The 21,088-nt window shown below is 35.8% G+C and carries 21 protein-coding genes; 11 read left to right on the plus strand and 10 right to left on the minus strand.

Annotated features, from left to right (window positions below; all coding sequences use genetic code 11):
• The 6 genes from LUA86_RS14775 to LUA86_RS14800 all read left to right on the plus strand — a co-directional run bounded on the left by LUA86_RS14775 (position 1) and on the right by LUA86_RS14800 (position 7,077).
• Complete coding sequence (locus tag LUA86_RS14775) at positions 1 to 2,418, plus strand: S9 family peptidase (protein WP_231464067.1); 2,418 nt, start codon at positions 1 to 3, stop codon at positions 2,416 to 2,418.
• A gap of 128 nt (positions 2,419 to 2,546) precedes the next feature.
• A complete protein-coding gene (locus LUA86_RS14780; protein WP_231464069.1) occupies positions 2,547 to 3,425 on the plus strand; it encodes a DnaJ C-terminal domain-containing protein in 879 nt (292 codons plus the stop codon).
• A 116-nt stretch (positions 3,426 to 3,541) separates the two neighbouring features.
• The gene (locus tag LUA86_RS14785; RefSeq protein ID WP_231464071.1) at positions 3,542 to 5,116 is read left to right on the plus strand and encodes a helicase HerA-like domain-containing protein; all 1,575 of its coding nucleotides are present in this window, start codon (positions 3,542 to 3,544) and stop codon (positions 5,114 to 5,116) included.
• An 11-nt stretch (positions 5,117 to 5,127) separates the two neighbouring features.
• Positions 5,128 to 5,784 carry a hypothetical protein gene (locus tag LUA86_RS14790; RefSeq protein ID WP_231464072.1) on the plus strand — a complete coding sequence of 219 codons (657 nt, stop codon included), beginning with the start codon at positions 5,128 to 5,130 and terminating at the stop codon, positions 5,782 to 5,784.
• Between the two features lie 44 nt (positions 5,785 to 5,828).
• Entirely contained in the window at positions 5,829 to 6,728 is a 900-nt protein-coding gene (locus LUA86_RS14795; RefSeq protein WP_231464074.1) for a sugar phosphate nucleotidyltransferase, read from the plus strand.
• Positions 6,729 to 6,894: 166 nt separating this feature from the next.
• Entirely contained in the window at positions 6,895 to 7,077 is a 183-nt protein-coding gene (locus LUA86_RS14800) for a hypothetical protein (protein ID WP_231464077.1), read from the plus strand.
• Between the two features lie 110 nt (positions 7,078 to 7,187).
• Here LUA86_RS14800 and dnaK read toward each other — a convergent pair whose 3' ends face one another.
• The gene (gene dnaK, locus LUA86_RS14805; RefSeq protein ID WP_231464079.1) at positions 7,188 to 9,092 is read right to left on the minus strand and encodes a molecular chaperone DnaK; all 1,905 of its coding nucleotides are present in this window, start codon (positions 9,090 to 9,092) and stop codon (positions 7,188 to 7,190) included.
• An 868-nt stretch (positions 9,093 to 9,960) separates the two neighbouring features.
• Here dnaK and LUA86_RS14810 point away from each other — a divergent pair.
• The 3 genes from LUA86_RS14810 (at position 9,961) to crtD (ending at position 13,605) form a co-directional block, all read left to right on the plus strand.
• Positions 9,961 to 10,323 (plus strand): DUF1304 domain-containing protein, encoded by a 363-nt coding sequence (locus LUA86_RS14810; RefSeq protein WP_231464081.1) that lies wholly within the window; start codon positions 9,961 to 9,963, stop codon positions 10,321 to 10,323.
• Positions 10,324 to 10,431: 108 nt separating this feature from the next.
• A complete protein-coding gene (locus tag LUA86_RS14815) occupies positions 10,432 to 12,132 on the plus strand; it encodes a M28 family peptidase (RefSeq protein WP_231464083.1) in 1,701 nt (566 codons plus the stop codon).
• Between the two features lie 6 nt (positions 12,133 to 12,138).
• The gene (gene crtD / locus LUA86_RS14820; RefSeq protein ID WP_231464085.1) at positions 12,139 to 13,605 is read left to right on the plus strand and encodes a 1-hydroxycarotenoid 3,4-desaturase CrtD; all 1,467 of its coding nucleotides are present in this window, start codon (positions 12,139 to 12,141) and stop codon (positions 13,603 to 13,605) included.
• Here the strand turns inward: crtD and LUA86_RS14825 are convergent.
• Genes LUA86_RS14825 through LUA86_RS14845 form a run of 5 tightly spaced genes read right to left on the minus strand, consistent with a single transcriptional unit; the run spans position 13,602 to position 17,299 of the window.
• Positions 13,602 to 14,105 (minus strand): shikimate kinase, encoded by a 504-nt coding sequence (locus tag LUA86_RS14825; RefSeq protein ID WP_231464087.1) that lies wholly within the window; start codon positions 14,103 to 14,105, stop codon positions 13,602 to 13,604. The genes crtD and LUA86_RS14825 overlap by 4 nt on opposite strands.
• The gene (locus LUA86_RS14830; RefSeq protein ID WP_231464089.1) at positions 14,102 to 14,545 is read right to left on the minus strand and encodes a DinB family protein; all 444 of its coding nucleotides are present in this window, start codon (positions 14,543 to 14,545) and stop codon (positions 14,102 to 14,104) included. The genes LUA86_RS14825 and LUA86_RS14830 overlap by 4 nt, the downstream gene beginning before the upstream one ends.
• A gap of 1 nt (position 14,546) precedes the next feature.
• Positions 14,547 to 15,602: an ABC transporter permease gene (locus LUA86_RS14835; protein ID WP_231464091.1), complete on the minus strand. Its 1,056-nt coding sequence runs from the start codon at positions 15,600 to 15,602 to the stop codon at positions 14,547 to 14,549.
• Positions 15,603 to 16,754, minus strand: a complete 1,152-nt coding sequence (locus tag LUA86_RS14840) for a BT_3928 family protein (protein WP_231464093.1) — start codon at positions 16,752 to 16,754, stop codon at positions 15,603 to 15,605.
• Positions 16,754 to 17,299 (minus strand): DUF1599 domain-containing protein, encoded by a 546-nt coding sequence (locus LUA86_RS14845; protein ID WP_231464095.1) that lies wholly within the window; start codon positions 17,297 to 17,299, stop codon positions 16,754 to 16,756. The genes LUA86_RS14840 and LUA86_RS14845 overlap by 1 nt, the downstream gene beginning before the upstream one ends.
• Before the next feature lie 98 nt (positions 17,300 to 17,397).
• On the opposite strand from LUA86_RS14845, the gene folP reads away from it, so the two are divergent.
• Together folP and cdaA are read left to right on the plus strand one after the other, a co-directional pair.
• Positions 17,398 to 18,249, plus strand: a complete 852-nt coding sequence (folP, locus tag LUA86_RS14850) for a dihydropteroate synthase (RefSeq protein WP_231464096.1) — start codon at positions 17,398 to 17,400, stop codon at positions 18,247 to 18,249.
• Positions 18,250 to 18,465: 216 nt separating this feature from the next.
• A complete protein-coding gene (gene cdaA, locus LUA86_RS14855) occupies positions 18,466 to 19,257 on the plus strand; it encodes a diadenylate cyclase CdaA (protein WP_231464098.1) in 792 nt (263 codons plus the stop codon).
• Between the two features lie 86 nt (positions 19,258 to 19,343).
• On the opposite strand, the gene LUA86_RS14860 is transcribed toward cdaA, so the two are convergent.
• From LUA86_RS14860 to LUA86_RS14875, 4 genes are all read right to left on the minus strand, one after another.
• Positions 19,344 to 19,754 carry a BrxA/BrxB family bacilliredoxin gene (locus tag LUA86_RS14860; RefSeq protein ID WP_231464100.1) on the minus strand — a complete coding sequence of 137 codons (411 nt, stop codon included), beginning with the start codon at positions 19,752 to 19,754 and terminating at the stop codon, positions 19,344 to 19,346.
• Between the two features lie 102 nt (positions 19,755 to 19,856).
• On the minus strand, positions 19,857 to 20,315 hold the full coding sequence (locus tag LUA86_RS14865; RefSeq protein ID WP_231464102.1) for a CCC motif membrane protein: 459 nt from the start codon (positions 20,313 to 20,315) through the stop codon (positions 19,857 to 19,859).
• A 7-nt stretch (positions 20,316 to 20,322) separates the two neighbouring features.
• Positions 20,323 to 20,646: a DUF2752 domain-containing protein gene (locus LUA86_RS14870; RefSeq protein WP_231464103.1), complete on the minus strand. Its 324-nt coding sequence runs from the start codon at positions 20,644 to 20,646 to the stop codon at positions 20,323 to 20,325.
• Positions 20,630 to 21,058 carry a YkvA family protein gene (locus LUA86_RS14875; RefSeq protein WP_231464105.1) on the minus strand — a complete coding sequence of 143 codons (429 nt, stop codon included), beginning with the start codon at positions 21,056 to 21,058 and terminating at the stop codon, positions 20,630 to 20,632. Before LUA86_RS14875 ends, LUA86_RS14870 begins: the two co-directional genes overlap by 17 nt.
• Positions 21,059 to 21,088: the final 30 nt, after the last annotated feature.

Genomic DNA, 21,088 nt, shown 5'->3' on the forward strand with positions numbered 1-21,088 from the left:
ATGATAAAAAAAATACACCTCTATTTTTTAATAGCAGGCGCCTGTGTTTCTCTAAATACTGCTGCGCAGGATGCAGTGAGCTACCAAACACCGCCTAAAGAAATCGCCGATTTATTACTTGCAAAGCCAACACCTGGTGTAAGTATTGATGATAAAGCAGAATGGATTTTGTTTAGCGAAAGAAATTCTTATCCTTCGGTAGAAGAATTGGCAATGCCAGAATATCGCATTGCTGGTATGCGTTTAAACCCTAACAATTACGCTCCTAGTCGCCAGAATTATATTAACAACTTCTCTGTTAAAAATATAAAAACGGATAAAACCTTCCCGATTACTGGTTTACCAACACCATTATATGCCGGTAACATCAGCTGGAACCCGGCTCAAAACAAAATTGCTTTTACCAACACTACTCAAAAAGGCGTTGATTTATACATTATTGATTTAGCTACAAAAAAAGCGACAAAAACTAATAAAGCATTCTTAAATACTGTTTTGGGCAGTGGCTTAACCTGGTTAAACGATAATACCATTGTTTACAGAGCCGTTACCAAACCTGCAAGTGCTGCACCAGTAAAACCTTTAATGCCAAAAGGACCAACCGTTCAGCAAAATTTAGGTAAAGCAGCACCAAGCCCAACTTATCAGGATTTAATTAAATCTCCGTATGATGAGCAACTTTTCGGATTTTATGGCACTTCGCAATTGGTAAAAAATACTGGCGGAGTTGAAACGCCGATTGGTAAACCTGCAATTTATGGTTCGGTAAGTTTATCTCCGGATAAAACTTATATGTTGGTAGAAACCATTCGTAAACCATTTTCTTATTTGGTTACTGCGGGAGGTTTTCCATCAACCATGACGATTACCGATTTAAACGGAAAAGCAATTAAAGTTTTAGCAGAACTTCCATCTGCAGAAGGTACGCCCTCAGGTTACGATAATACGCAAAATGTACCTCGCGGTTTTAGCTGGAGAGATGATGAGCCTGCAACCATTATCTGGGCAAAACCATTAGATAGCGGATTAATTAAGAAAAATGTTCCTTTTCACGATGCTGTTTATGCTTTAAGTGCGCCATTTACCGGAACAGAAAAAGAGCTTTTTAAAACTGAAACTCGTTATCGTGGTGTACAATGGGGTAATGCAAATCTAGCTTTAGTTATGGAAGGTTTACGTAGTAAGCAAACCAATAAAGTAAGCATTTACAATCCATCAACAGGAAAAATTGAAGAGCTTTATACTCGTAATCAAACCGATGCTTATGGCAATCCCGGTACTCCTGTTACGACTAAAAACAAATACGGCCGTTCGGTAATTCATTTGGTAGATAATGGCACCAAATTATTAATGAATAATGTTGTCGGCTCATCAGAAAAAGGAGATTTACCTTTCCTGGCGAAGTTTGATTTAGCTACAAAAAAGAATGAAATTATCTGGCGAAGTGCAGAAGGAACTTATGAATTTGTAAGTGATGTTATTGATGCGGATAAACTTATTTTATTAACCCGTAAGGAAAGTCAGAAATTAGTACCAAATTATTACATTAAAAATTTAGTATTACGCATAGCGGATAGACCGGTTACAGCGTTCGGAAATCCTTATCCTTCTTTAGATGGAATTTCGAAAGAAAAAATATCTTACAAACGTGCAGATGGAGTTGATTTAACTGGTGATTTATATTTGCCAAAAGGTTATAACAAAGAAAAAGACGGACCACTCCCAGCCGTAATTTGGGCTTACCCACGTGAGTTTAATTCTGCAACTGATGCAGCGCAAATTCGCGGTTCTAAAGATAGGTTCACAACAATTTCTTGGGGTTCGCCAATTTATTGGGTAACCCGTGGCTATGCCGTTTTAGATAATGCAGAAATGCCGATTGTTGCTAAAGATGGCAAAAAACCTAACGATACTTTTGTTGACCAATTAAGTTTAAATGCTGAAGCTGCAATTAATAAATTATCTGATTTAGGCGTTGGTGATAGAAAACGTATGGCTGTTGGTGGACATAGCTACGGTGCATTTATGACTGCCAATTTATTAGCACACACCAATTTATTTGCTGCAGGAATTGCAAGAAGTGGCGCTTACAACCGTACTTTAACACCGTTTGGTTTCCAAAATGAGGACAGAACTTATTGGCAAGCACCTCAAATGTATTACGAAATGAGTCCGTTTAGCTATGCAGATAAAATTAAAACTCCACTATTATTAATTCATGGCGATTCGGATGATAACACCGGAACTTATCCAATCAATAGTGAGCGTTTATTTGCAGCGATTAAAGGTTTAGGCGGAACAGTAAGATTTGTATTTATGCCTTTCGAAGCTCACGGATATCGTGGTAAAGAAAATATTCTTCACGTACTTTGGGAGCAAGACCAATGGCTTGAAAAATATGTGAAAAACAAAAAATAAAAATAAATTATGTTTTGTAAATGCCCCGAAAAAATCGGGGCATTTATTTTTTAAGGTGTTAGCTATACTTACCGGGATTAACTATTTTTACATTCCTATTTACACACAAAATATCGCTTCCCATTATTATGGCTTACATAGATTACTATAAAGTTCTTGAGATTCAAAAAAATGCCAGTGCAGACGAAATAAAAAAAGCTTACCGTAAGTTAGCCAGGAAATATCATCCTGATGTTAATGGCGATAATGAAGAAGCAAAGAAGAAGTTTCAGCAAATTAACGAAGCAAACGAAGTTTTAAGCGACCCGGATAAAAGGAAAAAGTATGATCAGTATGGTCAGAATTGGCAACAAGCCGATGCTTTTGGAGGGCAGCAACAACGACAATCACAAGGTCGTGGCAGAGGCGGTTTTTCTGGCTTTGGTGGCGAAGATTTTTCAGATTTCTTTTCTTCGATGTTTGGCGGCGGTGGCTCGAGAAGTAGCTCACGTTCTCCATTTAAAGGGCAAGATTATACTTCAGATTTAAATATAAATTTGATTGATGCTTACACCACGCACAAGCAAACTTTAACGATAAATGGCAAACAGGTTCGTATTACCATCCCGGCAGGTGTAGAAAATGGGCAAAAGATAAAATTGCCTGGTTATGGTGCACCCGGACCAAATCATGGTCCGGCGGGAGATTTAATCATATCTTTTAATATCACCGAGCACCCTAAATTTAAACGTAAAGGAAATGATATCTATGTTGACGAGCAGATAGATTTATACACTGCAATACTAGGTGGCGAAAAAATTGTTGAAACTTTGAGTGGTAAGGTAAAACTTAACATCCCGGCAGGTACACAGCCAGATACAAATTTGCGCCTAAAAGGCAAAGGCTTCCCAATTTATAAAAAGGATAATCAATTTGGCGATTTATATATTAAATGGCAGATAAAAATCCCAAAAAATTTAAATGCTGAGCAAAGAGAATTGTTTGAAAAATTAGCAAAAATTCAATAAGATATTTCTAAAATTAATCATTAATTATCGTTTTAGACGGCTTAAGATTTACTGCAAATAAAAAAACATTATTTTAATATTAGTTTACTAAATTGGTGCTTTAGAAATTTATTATAATGAGTGATTCTTCATCAAAATTTATTGAAAAAATAAAAGCATCTTACGCTCCGCAAGGCTCTTATATTTACCTTGGAGCAGGAATGTTAGACGGACAAGTTTACGGCGAAGCAGAAGTTAATTTATCATTAAAAATGATGAATAGACACGGCTTAATTGCCGGCGCAACCGGAACAGGTAAAACCAGAACCTTACAATTACTTGCAGAACAGCTTTCTGATGCCGGTGTTCCGGTTTTTATGCTTGATGTTAAAGGCGATTTATCTGGCTTAAATCAAGCCGGAAGTGTAAATCCTAAAATTGAAGAAAGGGCAAAACAATTAAATAAACCATTTTCACCTACAGGTTTTCCAATAGAAGTTTACTCACTTTCAGGAAAACTCGGTGCGCAAATGCGTGCTACAGTCTTAGAATTTGGCCCTACTCTATTATCAAAAGTATTAGATTTAAACGACACCCAAAGTGGTGTAATGGCTGTAATTTTTAAATATGCCGACGATAATAAAATGCCTGTTATCGACTTAAATGATTTAAAAAAATTACTTTCCTACTTATCTGATGGTCCGGGAGCAAAAGAAATAAAAGAAAGCTACGGTAGCATTTCAACAGCAACATCGGGTACAATTTTAAGGAAAATTGTGGCTATCGAGCAGCAAGGTTTGGCGGGCATGTTTGGCGAAAAATCATTTGATGCAGATGATTTATTTGAACGTGTAGACGGTAAGGGTGTGATAAGTCTTTTAAACATTGCCGATGTTCAAAATCAACCAGTTCTATATTCTACCTTTCTGTTGAGTTTATTGGCAGAATTATTTAATACTTTGCCAGAAGTTGGCGATTTAGATAAACCGAAACTGGTATTCTTTTTCGATGAAGCACATTTACTTTTCAATAATTCGTCGAAAACGTTTTTAGAGCAAATTGAAACTATTATTCGCTTAATACGCTCAAAAGGTGTAGGCGTATTTTTCTGTACGCAGGCACCTACTGACATTCCGGAAAGTGTTTTGGGCCAATTGGGTAATCGTGTACAACATGCTTTAAGAGCTTTTACACCAAACGATGTTGACGCATTGAAAAAAACGGTTAATACCTATCCAAAATCTGATTTTTATCAAATAGATAAAGTGCTTACTTCTTTGGGTACTGGTCAAGCTTTAGTAACGGTATTGAACGAAAAAGGTATTCCTACTGAAGTTTCGGCTACAATGCTTACTCCGCCAAGAGCGGTTATGGGGCCATTAACTTCTGCAGATTACGATAAATTGATAAATGCAAGCCAAATGTACGGCAAGTATAAAGATGCTATTGATCCGGAAAGTGCTTACGATATTTTAACCAAAAGAATTAATGAGCAAATAGCTGCCGATGAACAAATTAAACAAGAGGCAGAAGAAAAGAAACAGGAAGAGATTGAAAGCAAATCCAAACCAGGTGAAAAAAGCATCATCGAAAAAGTTATGGGCGCTACAATTACACGCCAAATAGGTAAAGAAATTGTTCGCGGCTTGTTCGGAATGCTTACAGGTAAGAAAACGCGTACCAGAAGTGGGGGTGGTTTGTTTGGATTTTAAAATTTAATTTAATGAAAAACTTACTTTTTCTATTTATTTTTCTTTCAAGCGGAGCAATGGCTCAATACGAAATCCTTCCTTTTGGTGATGTTATCAGAACACCGATAAAAGAAAAGAAATATACAGATGTTGAGGGCACGCCCTATTTGATTGATAAATGGTCGAAAGGTAAGGTTACCTTAATTAATGGTAAGCATTATCAGTATGATTCATTAAAATACAACTTAATGGATGATAAGCTAATCTTTGTTGATGCCGGAAAGATGATGTACTTCGCAGAGCCTGTTGCAAAATTTGAACTTATGGATTCAAAGAGCGGAAACTATTTAAAATATAAAAATGGTTTGCCTGCTATTGATGCACTTTCAAATACTTCTTATTTTCAGATTATTAATGATAACAAAGCTGGGCTTTATAAAAGAATTAATAAATCGATAACAGAATCCAAACAATACGGCTCTGCGGTGGTTATTAAAGCATTTCATACAACTTCAAGCTATTATTCACTTAAAAATGGAATTTTTAGTAAAATTGTACCCAATAAGAAATCAATTTTAGCTTTATTTGATGATAAAGAAAATCAATTTGATGAATACTTAAAAAATCAGAAGGTTGATTTTAAAAATGATGCAGACTTAGATAAAATTTTTACATACTTAAATAAATAAAACGCCTAGCTAATCGAAATATAATTAGCACAATTAGTTAAAATATGAAACCTACCCTATTAATATTAGCTGCCGGGATGGCCAGTCGCTACGGAAGCATGAAGCAAATAGATGGCTTTGGCCCAAATGGAGAAACCATCATCGATTATTCAATTTATGATGCAATTAAAGCCGGATTTGGCAAAGTTGTATTCATCATTAAAGAAGAATTTGTAGAGAACTTTAAATCGATTTTTGAACCAAAACTAAATGGAAAAATTGAAAGAGATTACGTTTTTCAAAATTTCGATTTAAAACAATTTGGTATTGAAGAAGAAATTTACAGAGAAAAGCCTTGGGGAACTGCTCACGCAATTTTATCTGCCAGAAAAGTAGTTAAAGAGCCTTTTTGTGTTATTAATGCTGATGATTACTACGGTTTTGATGCATTTAAAAAGATGGTTGATTTCTTAACTGACGAAGCATCTGACAGCAATTTCTCAATTATTGGTTACGAAGTTGGTAAAACACTTTCAGAATTTGGTGCAGTATCTCGCGGTGTTTGTAAAGTTGATGGTTCTGGTAATTTAGAAGAAATTATCGAACGTACTAAAGTATATCCAAAAGATGGAAAAATCTATTATGAAGAAGATGGTGAAGAATTTCCATTAGCTTTCGATACCCCTGTTTCGATGAATTTCTGGGGCTTTACACCTGCGGTATTCAAAATTACCGAGAAATTATTTGTAGAATTTGCAACGGCAAATAAAGATAAGCCAAAGGCTGAATTCTTTATCCCTTTAATTGGCGAGAACTTAGTTAAAACAGGTGAAGCAACATTTAAAGTTGTTCCAACATCAAACAAATGGTTTGGCGTAACTTATAAAGAGGATAAACCTTACGTTCAGGATAGCATTGACCAATTAGTTAAGAATGGTACATATCCAGAAAAACTTTGGAATTAAGATAAATCGATTGTTTAAATTATAAAAAGGGTTCAGTTAAAAATAACTGAACCCTTTTTTTTGCATTGTAAGTTCCCCAAAAGCCACAGTTTGCTAATCATAAACCTGACAGCAGCGGAAATCCTTTTGGTATAAACCTATAAGGTTTTAAACGGCGAAGCCCTCAATGAGGCAATTAGAGTACAATAAACTACTCGAATTAAACCTTATAGGCTTGCAAAAGATTGCAGCGAATGGCGGGGCTGCTGTTACCGAAAAGTACCGAAGCTTTCATTTTCAGTTAAATGGAAGTCGTGATTACGAGGCACAAAGCAAATTTTATGTGATTATGCTAAACTTTGAGCTATGAGATTGCTTCGTGCCTCGCAATGACGAACCTATAAAAAAAGCGTTTCTGAACTTAATCAGAAACGCTTTTCCTTGTTTCAAATCTTCGGTTTTCCAACCTACAACTAAAAACTATTTCTCTTCTTTTACTTCTTCAAAATCAACATCAGTAACGTTATCACCGCCACCTTGAGGCTGACCATCAGCTTGTGGTTGCTCAGCACCTTGAGGCTGACCGCCATCTTTGTACATTTCTTCTGAAGCTGCATTCCATGCATTTTGCAATTCAGCCTGAGCTGCATCGATATCTGCAAAGTTACGTGAAGCGTGAGCTGCTTTTAATTTCTCTAAACCAGCTTCGATTGGTGCTTTTTTATCAGCAGATAATTTTTCACCAAACTCTTTTAATTGTTTCTCAGTTGAGAAGATTAAAGCATCAGCACCATTGATTTTCTCAATTTCTTCTTTTGCTTTTGCATCAGCTTCTGCGTTAGCTTCAGCTTCTTGCTTCATTTTCTGAATTTCTTCGTCAGTTAAACCCGATGAAGCTTCGATACGGATTTTTTGCTCTTTGCCAGTAGCTTTATCTTTTGCACTTACGTGTAAAATACCGTTCGCATCAATATCAAAAGAAACTTCTACCTGAGGCACACCACGTGGTGCTGGTGGAATACCATCTAAAATGAAACGACCAATTGTACGGTTTTGATTAGCCATTGGGCGCTCACCTTGTAAAATATGAATCTCTACAGATGGCTGATTATCAGCTGCAGTTGAGAAGGTTTCAGATTTTTTAGTAGGGATAGTTGTGTTAGACTCGATTAATTTAGTCATTACACCACCCATAGTTTCGATACCTAATGATAAAGGCGTAACGTCTAATAACAATACATCTTTTACATCACCAGTTAAAACACCACCTTGAATAGCTGCACCAATTGCAACAACCTCATCAGGGTTTACACCTTTACTTGGCTCTTTACCGAAGAAAGCTTTAACAGCATCCTGAATTGCAGGAATACGAGTTGAACCACCTACTAAAATAATTTCGTCGATATCGCTTGTACTTAAACCAGCATTTTTTAATGCAGATTTACATGGGTCGATAGTACGTTTGATTAAGCTATCAGCCAATTGCTCAAATTTAGCACGACTTAAAGTACGCACCAAGTGTTTAGGGCCGCTAGCATCAGCAGTAATGTATGGTAAGTTAATTTCAGTAGAAGTTGTGCTCGATAACTCGATTTTAGCTTTCTCTGCAGCTTCTTTTAAACGTTGTAAAGCCATTGGGTCTTTAGAAAGATCCATGCTGTTTTCGCTTTTAAACTCATCTGTTAACCAATCGATAATTACATGGTCAAAATCATCACCACCTAAGTGTGTATCACCATCAGTAGATTTTACTTCGAAAACGCCATCACCTAATTCTAAAACAGAAACGTCATGTGTACCACCACCGCAGTCAAACACAACAATTTTCATGTCTTTGTGTGCTTTATCTAAACCATAAGCTAAAGCAGCCGCAGTTGGCTCGTTAATGATACGTTTTACAGATAAACCTGCAATTTCACCAGCTTCCTTAGTAGCCTGACGTTGTGCATCGTTAAAATAAGCTGGTACTGTAATAACCGCTTCAGTTACTTCTTGTCCTAAGAAATCTTCTGCAGTTTTTTTCATTTTCTGCAAAATCATTGCAGAAATTTCTTGTGGAGTATATTTTCTATCGTCGATTTCAACACGTGGCGTGTTGTTATCGCCTTTAATTACTTTATAAGGTACACGTCCAGCTTCTTTTGCACTTTCGTCGTAGCTGTTACCCATAAAGCGTTTAACCGAATAAATCGTTTTTGTTGGGTTAGTTATAGCCTGACGTTTAGCCGGCTCGCCAACCTTACGTTCACCGTTTTCTGCAAAAGCAACAATAGACGGTGTAGTACGTTTACCCTCACTGTTCGCAATAACTACAGGCTCATTGCCCTCCATTACCGAAACACAAGAGTTTGTTGTTCCTAAGTCTATTCCAATAATTTTTCCCATTGTATTTTGTATTTTCTCTTTTTTTAATAATAATTCTACAGCTTATAAACAATGGTTGTGCCAATCGGCATTTGGCAGAGAATACAGCTAAAAGACTGATAAAATGTAAAAATTATTCTTATTTGGTACTGACAGCATGACAGAAAGAACCTTATCCGACTATTGACCACCTTCCCCCCAGAGAAAGGCAGCATAAGCCCAGCCAAACTGCAAGCCCTCCCTTTCTGCCAGGGTTAGGTGGGGATTTTGAAAATGAAAGTTAGATGCTCTTCGGGAACAGCAGTCCCGCTGTCCGCTTTACTTCGTTACACTCCGTGTTCGCTGCCATCGGGTTTATAAACTAAGTTTGTAGCTTTTGGCTTCTCAGTTGCCGTCATTGCGAGGCACGAAGCAATCTCAAAAAAAATTATTAGGAATTTGTAGTCGCAAGATGTGATTGAAAAGAGCAGTTCGTAGTTTTCAAAGCTAAACCTATTACTTTAATCAAATTTATCTATTCAATATCAAGAAACTATATTTTTTGTAAGAAAAAATAAATATCTTCATCAAGGCGAAATAGTAAAGGCCAATAAATCTTTATTGAAGTTCCTTTGATATAACCACTGACATAAGAAAGCCTACGAGTGTTGTACAAACTTTCAAACTGTAAAAACTCTAACACGTATTAGGATTACGCTTAACGATTTATTGAGGATTTACAACAAAGCTTCGCGAGCCTTGATTTTTTGTTAATTTTTATCAAGAAAAAAGTAAAAGCCTCCCGATGATAATCGGGACAAGTAGTCTGGCTAAAATAAAACAAACCATTTAAACCAGTAGCAATAAATAATTTAAATTAATTGTATCTTCAATCTCAAAACCAAACAAAATGCAAATAGTAGCACAGATAATAGTCGGCTTAGTAGCCGCAATTCACATCTACATTTTATGGCTCGAAATGTTCGCATGGACAACCAAAGCACCTAAAGTTTTCAAAACCATACCAAAAGAATTATTTGCACCAACCAAAACACTTGCAGCAAACCAAGGCTTATATAATGGCTTCTTAGCCGCAGGCTTAATCTGGTCGTTATTAATTGAGGATCATCATTGGAAATTCTACATAGCAATTTTCTTTTTAACCTGCATAATCATCGCCGGCATTTACGGCGCTGCAACCGCAAGTAAGAAAATTCTTTTTATACAAACTGTACCGGCATTAATTGCATTAATACTATTGCACCTGAAATAATTACACCGCTACATTTTTATTAAACCATTATATCAATTCAAAAAAAATGAAGTTGAATGGCAACGCATTGACTTAAAAATCTGCTATCTTTCGCTTTTATTCCTTTGCATGAAAACGAAAATCTTTATTGCCCTAACATTAATTGGTTTTAGCAGCTTTGCTCAAAATACATCAACAAACTTTAACCTTACCCGTAAAGGTTTTAATGAGAAAAACGCCTTTGAAACCACATCATTTATAGAAAAATATTTTAGAGTTCCGGGGAATACAGGTTTTAACGCAAGCATAAAATACGTAGAAGATATTTTGAAAAAAGCGGGTTATGTAGAGCAAAAACAGAGTGAAATGGAAGCGCCTCTAAGCTATCGTATTGAAAAAAGGGCAATGAAGAATAAAACCTGGGAACCTGTAGATGCCAATATTAATATCATTGGAGAAACTGAACCTTTAATTACATTCCATACAAACCGGAATATGATTCCCATAAACTGTATCTCAACACCAATGGAAGGTGTAACCGCCGATGTTGTTTACATAAGCGATACTAAACCATCAGAAATAGAAAAATTAGATTTAAAGGGTAAGATAGTTTTTTCAGAAAGCCATCCATCAAGATTATTAGCAATTGCAGCTAAAGCCGGGGCAGTTGGTGTTTTAGGATATGCTATGCCTGCTTACACAAAACCTGAAACTCATCAAACGTCTATCCAGTTTGGAAGCATGAAGGCAAATAGCGAAGTGTGGACATTACTTTTATCTTACAAGGCAAAAGAAAAATTAAAAGCCAGTTGTTTAAAAGGCTTAACTAAGCTTAAAGTAAATATCGAAACCAAAATTTATCAGTCAGAAGAATTAACAATAATTGCAAACCTTAAAGGAAGTGAAATACCATATGAACGTTTTGTTTTTAGTGCCCACGTTCAAGAACCTGGCGCTAATGACAATGCAAGTGGCGTGGGTACATTAGCTGAAATGGCTCGTTTAACTGCCGAACTTTATAAAGCAAAAAAAATAACGCCAAAACGTACCTTAACATTTTTATGGGGCGATGAAATTACATCAACCAGAAGATATGTTGTTGAAGATACAACCCGTGCCAAAGGCATACTTTGGGGCATGAGTTTGGATATGGTTGGCGAAGACACCAAAAAAACCGGAGGCTCCTTCTTAATCGAAAAAATGCCTGACCCATCAGCAATATGGACACGTGGAACCGACAAACACACCGAATGGGGTGCCGGAGATGTTAAGGAGAAAGACCTATTTCCTCATTATTTTAACGATTTCATTTTCAACATTTGTAAAGAACAAGGCAATTTTGCGAACTGGACGGTTAATTACAACCCTTTTGAAGGCGGAAGTGACCATACTCCATTTCTGCAAAATAAAATTCCGGGTTTATTGATGTGGCACTTTACTGATGTTTTTTACCATACTGATAATGACAGGATTGATAAAGTTTCATCCACAGAGATGAAAAATGTTGGTGTAAGCGCTTTAACTGCGGCATTAACACTAATTTCTGCTGATGAAAGTACCGCATCAGAAACCGTAAACCAAATTAAAAATGATGGGTTAATTCGTTTAAAAACGGAATTTGATCTCAGCAAAAAAGCAATTACTGAAGGAAAATCTGCAGTGCATGAAAAACACATCATCGAAACCTGGAGCAAATGGTATGTAGATGCACTGGCTACGGTAAGCAGAATGCCTGTAAAACCTGAAACTACAAGAGTTGGCTCGGCAATTAAAGTAGCTACTTTAGAAATTGAAAAGCAAACCAGTATCTATTTAAACGAACTGAAATAGTAAAGAATGCCCAAAGCAATTATTATTGGTGCCGGCGTAGCCGGAATAGCAAGTGCAATTCGATTGGCTGCAAAAGGTTACAGCGTACAGGTTTTTGAAGCAAATTCATATCCCGGAGGAAAGCTAACTGAAGTTATTACCGATGGTTTCAGGTTTGATGCTGGCCCAAGTTTGTTTACCATGCCACAATATGTTGATGAACTTTTTACGTTGGCTGGCAAAAACCCAAAAAACTATTTTGAATATGAAAAGCTTGATGAAATTTGCAGATATTTTTACGAAGATGGCTTACAATTAAACGCTTCTGCAGACTTCAACAAATTTGCGAAAGAGGTTGAGCAAAAAACCAATGCAAAGGCATCAGAAATAAAATTTTTTCTTAAAAAAAGTGACACGATTTACCATGTTACACACAAGGTTTTCTTGGAAAGAAGTTTACATAAACTGAAAAGTTATCTGCACTGGGATACAGTTAAAAGCATTTTTTCGTTTGGAAAAATTGATGCTTTCAGAACTCAGCATAAAGCAAACCTACATGCTTTTAGTGATGAGCGAATTACCCAGTTATTTAATAGGTATGCTACATATAATGGCTCAAACCCTTATCAGGCGCCTGCAACTTTAAATATTATTCCGCATTTCGAATATCATTTTGGGGCTTATTTCCCAAAACAGGGTATGCATAGCATTATCCTATCACTTGTAAATTTGGCTAAAGATTTAGGTGTTGAATTTCTGTACAACCAAAAGGTTAATGAAATAAATTATGTCAGTGGTAAAGTTAGTGGCATAACATCCGCCAATAAGTTTTTTAATGCTGAAATTGTAGTATCAAATTTAGATATCTGGTTTACCTATAAAAATCTACTAAAAAACATTCCTCAACCTAAAAAATTACTAACTCAACAAAGAAGCAGTTCGGCGTTGATTTTTTACTGGGGAATAAAAAATATTTACCCCGAATTGGGCTTACACAATATCTTATTTTCAGAAAACTACAAAGCAGAATTTGATGCTATCTGGAAGGATAAGACAATTTATTCAGACCCAACAATCTACATCAACATTACATCAAAACATTTAGAAACTGATGCGCCAAAAGGTTGTGAAAACTGGTTTGTAATGATAAACGTACCAGCGAATGATGGTCAGGACTGGGATAATTTAATTGAGGCGGCAAAACAAAATATCTTACAGAAACTCAACAGAATATTAAAGAAAGATGTTTCGAAAGATATTATTAGTGAAACCATTCTTGACCCGCGAAGCATTGAGTTTAAAACAGGTTCTTACCAGGGTTCGCTTTATGGCAACAGCTCAAATAATCAGTTCGCTGCTTTTCTGCGTCACTCAAATTTTAGTAATAAGCTGAAAAATCTTTATTTCTGCGGGGGTAGCGTACATCCAGGCGGTGGGATTCCGCTGGCCTTACTTTCGGCAAAAATAATTGATGATAATATAAAGAAAGCTTAAATTTTATCTGAAATTGTTTCTTCCAGTTTCTCTCCATCTAAATCAAAAGCATCAACTATAAGCTTGGCTTTAGTGTAAAATGGATCGCGTTCCTGTAACTTCTCCCCAATAAAAACGAAAAGTTCCTCGTCGTTTAAATCTTTTATCAATGGCCTTTTCTGGCGGTTATGTAATCTTGAAACCAAAGCCGCCGGTGTCATTTGCAGATAAATGGTTAAACCGCGATTATTCATCCAATCCATATTATCAAAAAAGCAAGGCAAACCGCCACCAGTAGCAACTACACAAGTTTCTGGATATGGATAAGATTTTAGCATCTCACTTTCATAAGTTCTAAATCCGCTTTCTCCAAAAGCTTCAAAATATTCGGCAATGGTTTTGCCGCTTTGGCTCACAATTTCTGCATCCAAATCTATTACCGGGCAATTTAAACGATGCGCAAGTTGCTTTGCTTTGGTACTTTTGCCGCAACCCATATAGCCCACTAAAAAAATTATCATAAAAGGTTTTTGCGTTTAAAATAAATATAATCTGTTACCGGAGGTGTAATCCCCTCCTTTTTTAACATCGAAACAATCTGCCCACGATGGTAAGTGGAGTGATTTAACATTTGCATAAACATTTCTGCAACTTTGTTTTTGTATTCATTACCCCGAGAATCGTGATAGGTAATCGCAGTATCTAAATCCTGCTTAGCTAAACTTTCTTTTATTAACCGAAAGTTTTCAGTTGAAATGCTAGCAAAAGTTTCTTTAGGATGTACTTGCCAAATCTCATACTGCAATGGCGAAGCTTCTATGCGACTAACCCAAATGTGTTGTGCATTCAAAACGTGACTGAACAGGCGTTCCGCCTCAGGCATATCTTTATTTGTTGCGCTAAATACAGTCAAAATTTCCCTATCTGCAAGTTCCGTATAACGAATAAATTCTTCAATCATCTTAAACCAATTTAACTCGTGGATCAACATAGGCGTATAAAATATCTACCAAAATATTAATCACTACAAAAACAAAAGCAATAAATAATATTGAACCCATAACAACCGGAAAATCAGACATTTCCAATGCGCTTACCGTTGTTCTGCCTAAACCGTTGTATCCAAAAATATATTCTACAAAGAAAGAGCCGGCAAGTAAAGATGCAAACCAACCTGAAATTGCCGTTATTACAGGGTTCATGGCATTTTTAAGCGCATGCTTATAAATTATGGCATTTCTGCCAAGCCCTTTCGCTCTGGCTGTGCGAATGTAATCCTGAGCCAAAACATCAAGCATTGCACTTCTGGTAAGCTGAACAATAATTGCCAAGGGCCTTAATCCTAAAGTAACCATGGGTAACCATAGGTTTCTTAGCGTTAAAATTTCACCATTAAAAGGATCGTAACTATATAAACTGCCACTCATTTTTAGTCCGGTGTAGTTGCTTAGCACAAAACCAAAAAGCCAGGCAATTATAATTCCCGCAAAAAATGAAGGTGCAGAAATACCTAAAATTGCGAATGCATTTGCCGATTTATCTATCCACGAATCTTTATACACTGCTGATAAAACCCCTAAAAAAACACCGATTAAAGTAGCAAAAATCATTGCCGTTAGCGCCAAAATAAATGTGTTCGGAACAGTTTCCGAAAGTATATCGGTTACATCTCGTTTAGTTTGATACGAACTTCTCAGGTAAGGCCATTTTACAACTAATGCCTTTTTATTAAAATTTATAAGCTTTTTATAATGATACTTGTTTTGAGTAATGGTATCATTATCTAAAAAGCTTATTGGCGATAAATCATTTACATACAGAAGAAATTGAACCGGTTTTGAACGGTCTAAACCAAATTCTTTTCTAACCGCTTCTAGTGATTGAACATCAGCCCTTTGACCCATCGTCATACGGGCCGGGTCGCCTGGTAAAATATTAAACAACACAAAAACTACCAATACAACACCCGCCATAACCAGCAAGCCATAAAGTAGTTTTTTTAGGGCGTATGCGAACATTTATTTGCTGAAATATTTATTACTCAAATCATCGAAGCTGGGCATATTGTGAAAATGCCATTTATTTACAATCACACCATTTTTAAGTAAAATAATTCCAGGATTTGCCCTCACCATACTTTTTAGTGGAACAGCGTCAGCGTAAAAAACTTCTGAAAAAAGATTGTTTTTTTTGATAAATACCTCAGCATCTCGAGCAGCATTTGAAGTTAACAGAACACTGCGAATATTGTACTGTTGCGTAGCATTTAAAGCCAATGCATTTAAACTTCCAATTGCTTTAATATTTGCATCGTTTAAATTGTAAGCCACAAAAACCAGGCTGTAGTAAGGATTTTCAATTAACTCTTTAGTATAGTCCGTTCCCGATGCATCGGTTATAATTAAATCCTTTATTTTGGGCTCGAAACCTTTTTTGATAAGCTCTTTAGTAGGTTCGCCAACAATTTCCCAGTTATTATCCTTCCAAATTTCGGTTTTCAAATATTCCTTATCGCTCATATCCTTTTCAGCCTTAGTTTTTTTATTTTTAAGGTGATACATGATTTGAAACTCATCGGGCTGTTCTCCTTCGGGAATAACCATTAAAGATGGAATATGGGCGCCAACTTTGTAAGGCAGAAAATCGATAATTGGTAGAAAATTATAGGTAAATAAACCAAATAAGAAAGACGCCAAAACAACAGCCATTGTGATGTTACGCTGCGTTTTCTCTTTGCTAAAGATTGGCTTGATATCGTCCTTTTTAATAAAGATGTAAAGTATAAATATCAACAGGATAATATCTTTACCAAAAGATTGCCATGGTGTTAGCGGAATAGCATCGCCAAAGCAACCGCAACTTGTAACCACTTTAAATGCAGCAGAAACAAAGGTAAGCAGCGTAAAAAATGCGATGAGTAATAACAATCCCCAGGATACATTTTTGCCCCAAAAACCTAATAAAAGCAATACGCCAAGAACAATTTCTAAGGTGCAAATTAAAATGGCTATACCTGTTGCTATCGGACTTAAAAAACTGATGTGGAAAACGTCAAAGTATTCCTGCAGTTTATAACCAAAACCAAGCGGATCGTTTGCCTTTATCAATCCTGAAAAGATAAATAATACACCAACGAAAATTCTGGAAATGGTTAAAAACGTGTTCTTCATTATTTTACACCTAATTTTATTAAAGCAAAAACTGAGTAATTTAGCATATCCTGATAGTTTGCATTTACCCCTTCAGACACTTGTGTTTGCCCTTCGTTATCTTCAATCTGTTTAACTCTAAATATTTTTTGTAAAATCAAATCAGTTAAAGAACTAATGCGCATATCTCTCCAGGCTTCACCATAATCGTGGTTTTTAGCAAACATAAGTTCCTTAGTTTCATTAACTTTTTCATCAAAAAGCACCTGTATTTCTTCAACGGGAATTTCCAAAGGGTCATTTTCGTTAAAGTTTAATTGCATCATAGCGATAACGCAATAATTTATAATCCCGATGTATTCTGGCGTTATGCCCTCGCCAACTTTACTAACTTTTTTTTCTTCTAAAGTTCTGATGCGTTGCGCTTTAATAAAAATCTGATCGGTAATTGAGCTTAACCTCAAGATTCGCCAGGCCGTACCGTAATCGGTTGTTTTTTTTAAGAATAAAGATCTGCAAACTGCAATTACGTCATCAAATTCAGAAGCGGTATTTGTTTGTGCCAAAGCCTGTATTTATTTAGTTTTAATGTATTTTTGTATCGAAAAAACGAAAGCTAAAGATACATTTTTAAAGCGAAACCCAAATCCCGAAAGGGTTTAATATGGCAGAAAAAAACTTTTTTAAACCTAGGCAAAGTCTTAATATTAAAGGTAAGATATTCGATTTGAGTACACCAAAGGTGATGGGAATTTTGAATATAACACCAGATTCATTTTACACCAAAAGCAGAACAAACACCGTTGATGATGCAATCAGAAAAGCTGAACAGTTTTTAAATGAAGGTGCAAGTTTTATTGATATTGGTGGTTATTCTTCCAGACCTGGTGCAATAGATATTTCTACTGATGAAGAGCTTTTTAGGTTAATACCGATTGTGGAAGCTTTAAATAAACATTTGCCCGAAGCCACAATTTCTATTGATACTTTTAGAGCCAAGGTTGCTAACGAAACCATTTTAGCAGGTGCGCATTTAATTAATGATATTTCTGCCGGAGATATGGATGAAGAAATGTTTAGCACAATTGCCCGCCTGCAGGTTCCATACGTATTTATGCACATGCAAGGAACGCCTCAAAATATGCAACACAATCCTCAATATGAAAATGTTACCTTAGATATAATCGATTATTTTGCCAAAAAAGTAGCGCAATTAACAGCATTGCATGTAAATGATATCATCCTCGACCCTGGCTTTGGATTTGGCAAAACGATAGAACATAATTATCAACTTTTAAGTCGGTTAGAAAACTTCAAAATTTTTAATCTCCCGGTTTTAGTTGGTTTCTCCAGAAAGGGAATGATTTACAAAGTATTAGGCACTTCTGCCAGCGAAGCCTTAAATGGAACAACTGTTTTAAACACAATAGCTTTACAAAAAGGGGCAAAAATTTTAAGAGTTCATGATGTTAAGGAAGCCGTAGAGTGCATTAAATTGGTTAATTGTTTGGAGTAGTTATCTGAATCTCCTCCTCATTGCGAGGCACGAAGCAATCTTTCAATTTAGATTGCTTCGTGCCTCGCAATGACGTTACGTGTCAAATATTACTGATGATAAAATCTAGGGTTCAATCAAGAACTTAATAATACGACAATTAAAACAGTTAACCTAAACCATACAATTTAATCATTTAACAAAAAGAAACGTCCAACATTTACTATCTTGCCGTAGATGAAAAGTTTTGATTTCGATTTCCTTAAAATATCACCCACCGATGTAGTAGACGTTGTGCTTGTTGCACTGTTAATCTATTATGTATACACGCTTATTCGTAATACCCTTGCTGTTAATTTACTGGTTGGAATGTTTGTAATAACCGTTTTCTACTGGATAGTAAAGGGTTTACACATGGAGTTGCTTACCGCCATAATTGAAAAATTTATGAGCGTGGGTATTATTGCGCTAATCGTAATTTTTCATCCCGAAATAAGAAGATTTTTGTTACTTATTGGTAAGAATGCCTTCCTTCAAAAAAATAAGGCTTGGTGGGGCTATTTATTTGGTAGAAAAGAAATTGAACGCAACAATCTAACCCGTATAAAACCCATCATCGATGCCTGCAAAACCATGAAAAAAACACGAACGGGTGCTTTAATTGTATTTGTTAAGTTTTATGATGAACAGTTTTTTGCAAATAGTTGTGAAGTTGTTGATGCCAAAATATCTAAGCGATTATTAGAAAGTATTTTCCAGAAAAACAGTCCTTTACATGATGGTGCTGTGGTTATTTCTGAGAATAAGATAAAAAGTGCAAGTTGCATTTTGCCTTTAACTGATAACGATCAGCTTCCATCTCAATTTGGTTTGAGGCATAGAGCCGGAATTGGTGTTTCTGAAACAACTGATGCAGTTGCTGTGATTATATCAGAAGAAACGGGGGAAATTTCATACGCTAAACAAGGTAGAGTTAGGATGAATGTTTCATTCGGCGAACTAGAAAAATTACTAAATAAGGATTTTTAGGAATCACAGATTTTAGAAAATAAAAAAAGGATTACACAGATATAGTTACCAAAACCTGTGCAATCTCTTGAATAATTTTATCTGTATTAACAGTATTGCTCAAAAGCACCAATAAGGTTATCAGCAATCATTTGTGCTGGTCTGCCTTCAATTTGATGGCGCTCAATCATGTGTACTAACTTACCATCTTTAAATAATGCCATTGCTGGTGAAGATGGCGGATAAGGCATCATATAATTTCTAGCCTGATCTACTGCTTCTCTTTCCATTCCTGCAAAAACAGTAACCAATTTATCAGGATGTTTTTCATGCGCTGCTGCTGCTTTCGCTGCCGGGCGAGCATTTGCTGCTGCACAACCACAAACAGAATTTACAACAACTAAAACAGTCCCTTCACCTTTAATAGCTGCATCAACTTCTTGTGCATTTTTTAATTCTTCAAAACCAACGTTGGTTAATTCCTTACGCATTGGCTCAACTAAATATTCTGGATACATTTATCTTATGTTTTGATTTACAATATAATGTACAAAAATAACAAAATCGAATGGCATGCACCATTCGATTTATATTTTTAAGGTAAAATTAAAAAGCTGAAATTATTGTAAGCCTTTTAAGATTTCCTGCATTTTCTGTGGGTCGTTCATCATTCCAAAACCAAAAATAACAATGATTGCGATGTAGTAAAGCAATGAAATGATATTTAGCACTAAGCCTACAATGGCACAAATTCTACCGGCTTTTAAGTTTTTGAAAGAGCTTTCTGTATACATTGATGGGTTTAATTCATATAATGCTTTATCTTTTTTGCTTAGCACTAATGCAATTATCGCAGGAATTAAACCCAGGATACCGTAGCAGCAACAGAAGGCAATTGATAATATACCTAAAACCAGAACTATGGTTGCATTTGGTAAATTTTGAAAACCCATTCCTCCGCCAAACTGACCAAATGGTGGCTGCTGTTGAAACGGTGGAGGCGTTACTGGTGGTGTATTAATAGGTTGAAAAGATTGATTCTCTGGTTGGTTTTCCGGTTGATTTTGTTCTTCAGACATAATAGAGTTAACTTATGAGTTGATGGTTGTATATTTTGTAAATGTAATTGATTACAACAATTACTGCAATAGCAATAAATGTACTTTTGATGATTAAAGCACCGAATTTAAAATCGAATTTTAGATGGAATATGGTGTAAAAACCCAAAAAAACCATTAAGATGGTTGGAGGATATAACTTGAAAGATTCGATAAAATCACCCTGTAATAGCGCCATTCCCGAACGTTGCAAGCCACAACCCGGACAATCGAAACCAAACTGAGCTTTAAAAGGGCATGTGAATAAATGATGATTTAACCAGTTGAAAAAACCATTATGTTGCTGAGCCATTGAGTTCATTTAGGTCTAACTGTTTATCTTTCCAGGCCTTATATTTTTCTAAATCCTTTAAAACTTGCTTATAAACCAGGTTCAAAATAAATACATCATCTATGAAACCTAAAACCGGTATAAAATCGGGTACAATATCAATAGGAGATAAAAAATAAAGAATACCGCCCAATATTGAAATGATTGACCTTTTTGGAATTTCAGTATAATGGCCATTAACATAATCTTTAGCAATCGCGAAAAGTAAGAGCAATTTGCTCCACACGCCTTCCAAATCACCTTTATTGGTAACTGCTTTTCCTAATGCATCGTTTATGGTTTGTTTAGCCTTGCTTTTATTGTTTAATAAAACACTTGCCTTATTTTCCGATTTTTTAAAAAAATCTAATATCTTTTTTCTGTCTAATTTCATGGAGGTTATTTCAATGTAAAATGTAAAACG

This window comes from Pedobacter sp. Leaf132, assembly GCF_920984695.1.
In the GTDB taxonomy this organism is placed as follows: Bacteria; Bacteroidota; Bacteroidia; order Sphingobacteriales; family Sphingobacteriaceae; genus Pedobacter.

Coding starts and splice junctions, on each gene's coding strand:
- LUA86_RS14835 (WP_231464091.1), bottom strand. CDS start 15,602: ATGTTCGCATACGCCCTAAAAAAACTACTTTATGGCTTGCTGGTTATG.
- cdaA (WP_231464098.1), top strand. CDS start 18,466: ATGAAAAGTTTTGATTTCGATTTCCTTAAAATATCACCCACCGATGTA.
- LUA86_RS14870 (WP_231464103.1), bottom strand. CDS start 20,646: ATGGCTCAGCAACATAATGGTTTTTTCAACTGGTTAAATCATCATTTA.
- LUA86_RS14840 (WP_231464093.1), bottom strand. CDS start 16,754: ATGAAGAACACGTTTTTAACCATTTCCAGAATTTTCGTTGGTGTATTA.
- LUA86_RS14815 (WP_231464083.1), top strand. CDS start 10,432: ATGAAAACGAAAATCTTTATTGCCCTAACATTAATTGGTTTTAGCAGC.
- dnaK (WP_231464079.1), bottom strand. CDS start 9,092: ATGGGAAAAATTATTGGAATAGACTTAGGAACAACAAACTCTTGTGTT.
- LUA86_RS14830 (WP_231464089.1), bottom strand. CDS start 14,545: ATGATTGAAGAATTTATTCGTTATACGGAACTTGCAGATAGGGAAATT.
- LUA86_RS14795 (WP_231464074.1), top strand. CDS start 5,829: ATGAAACCTACCCTATTAATATTAGCTGCCGGGATGGCCAGTCGCTAC.
- LUA86_RS14785 (WP_231464071.1), top strand. CDS start 3,542: ATGAGTGATTCTTCATCAAAATTTATTGAAAAAATAAAAGCATCTTAC.
- LUA86_RS14810 (WP_231464081.1), top strand. CDS start 9,961: ATGCAAATAGTAGCACAGATAATAGTCGGCTTAGTAGCCGCAATTCAC.
- LUA86_RS14790 (WP_231464072.1), top strand. CDS start 5,128: ATGAAAAACTTACTTTTTCTATTTATTTTTCTTTCAAGCGGAGCAATG.
- LUA86_RS14775 (WP_231464067.1), top strand. CDS start 1: ATGATAAAAAAAATACACCTCTATTTTTTAATAGCAGGCGCCTGTGTT.
- folP (WP_231464096.1), top strand. CDS start 17,398: ATGGCAGAAAAAAACTTTTTTAAACCTAGGCAAAGTCTTAATATTAAA.
- crtD (WP_231464085.1), top strand. CDS start 12,139: ATGCCCAAAGCAATTATTATTGGTGCCGGCGTAGCCGGAATAGCAAGT.
- LUA86_RS14860 (WP_231464100.1), bottom strand. CDS start 19,754: ATGTATCCAGAATATTTAGTTGAGCCAATGCGTAAGGAATTAACCAAC.
- LUA86_RS14780 (WP_231464069.1), top strand. CDS start 2,547: ATGGCTTACATAGATTACTATAAAGTTCTTGAGATTCAAAAAAATGCC.
- LUA86_RS14825 (WP_231464087.1), bottom strand. CDS start 14,105: ATGATAATTTTTTTAGTGGGCTATATGGGTTGCGGCAAAAGTACCAAA.
- LUA86_RS14865 (WP_231464102.1), bottom strand. CDS start 20,315: ATGTCTGAAGAACAAAATCAACCGGAAAACCAACCAGAGAATCAATCT.
- LUA86_RS14800 (WP_231464077.1), top strand. CDS start 6,895: ATGAGGCAATTAGAGTACAATAAACTACTCGAATTAAACCTTATAGGC.
- LUA86_RS14875 (WP_231464105.1), bottom strand. CDS start 21,058: ATGAAATTAGACAGAAAAAAGATATTAGATTTTTTTAAAAAATCGGAA.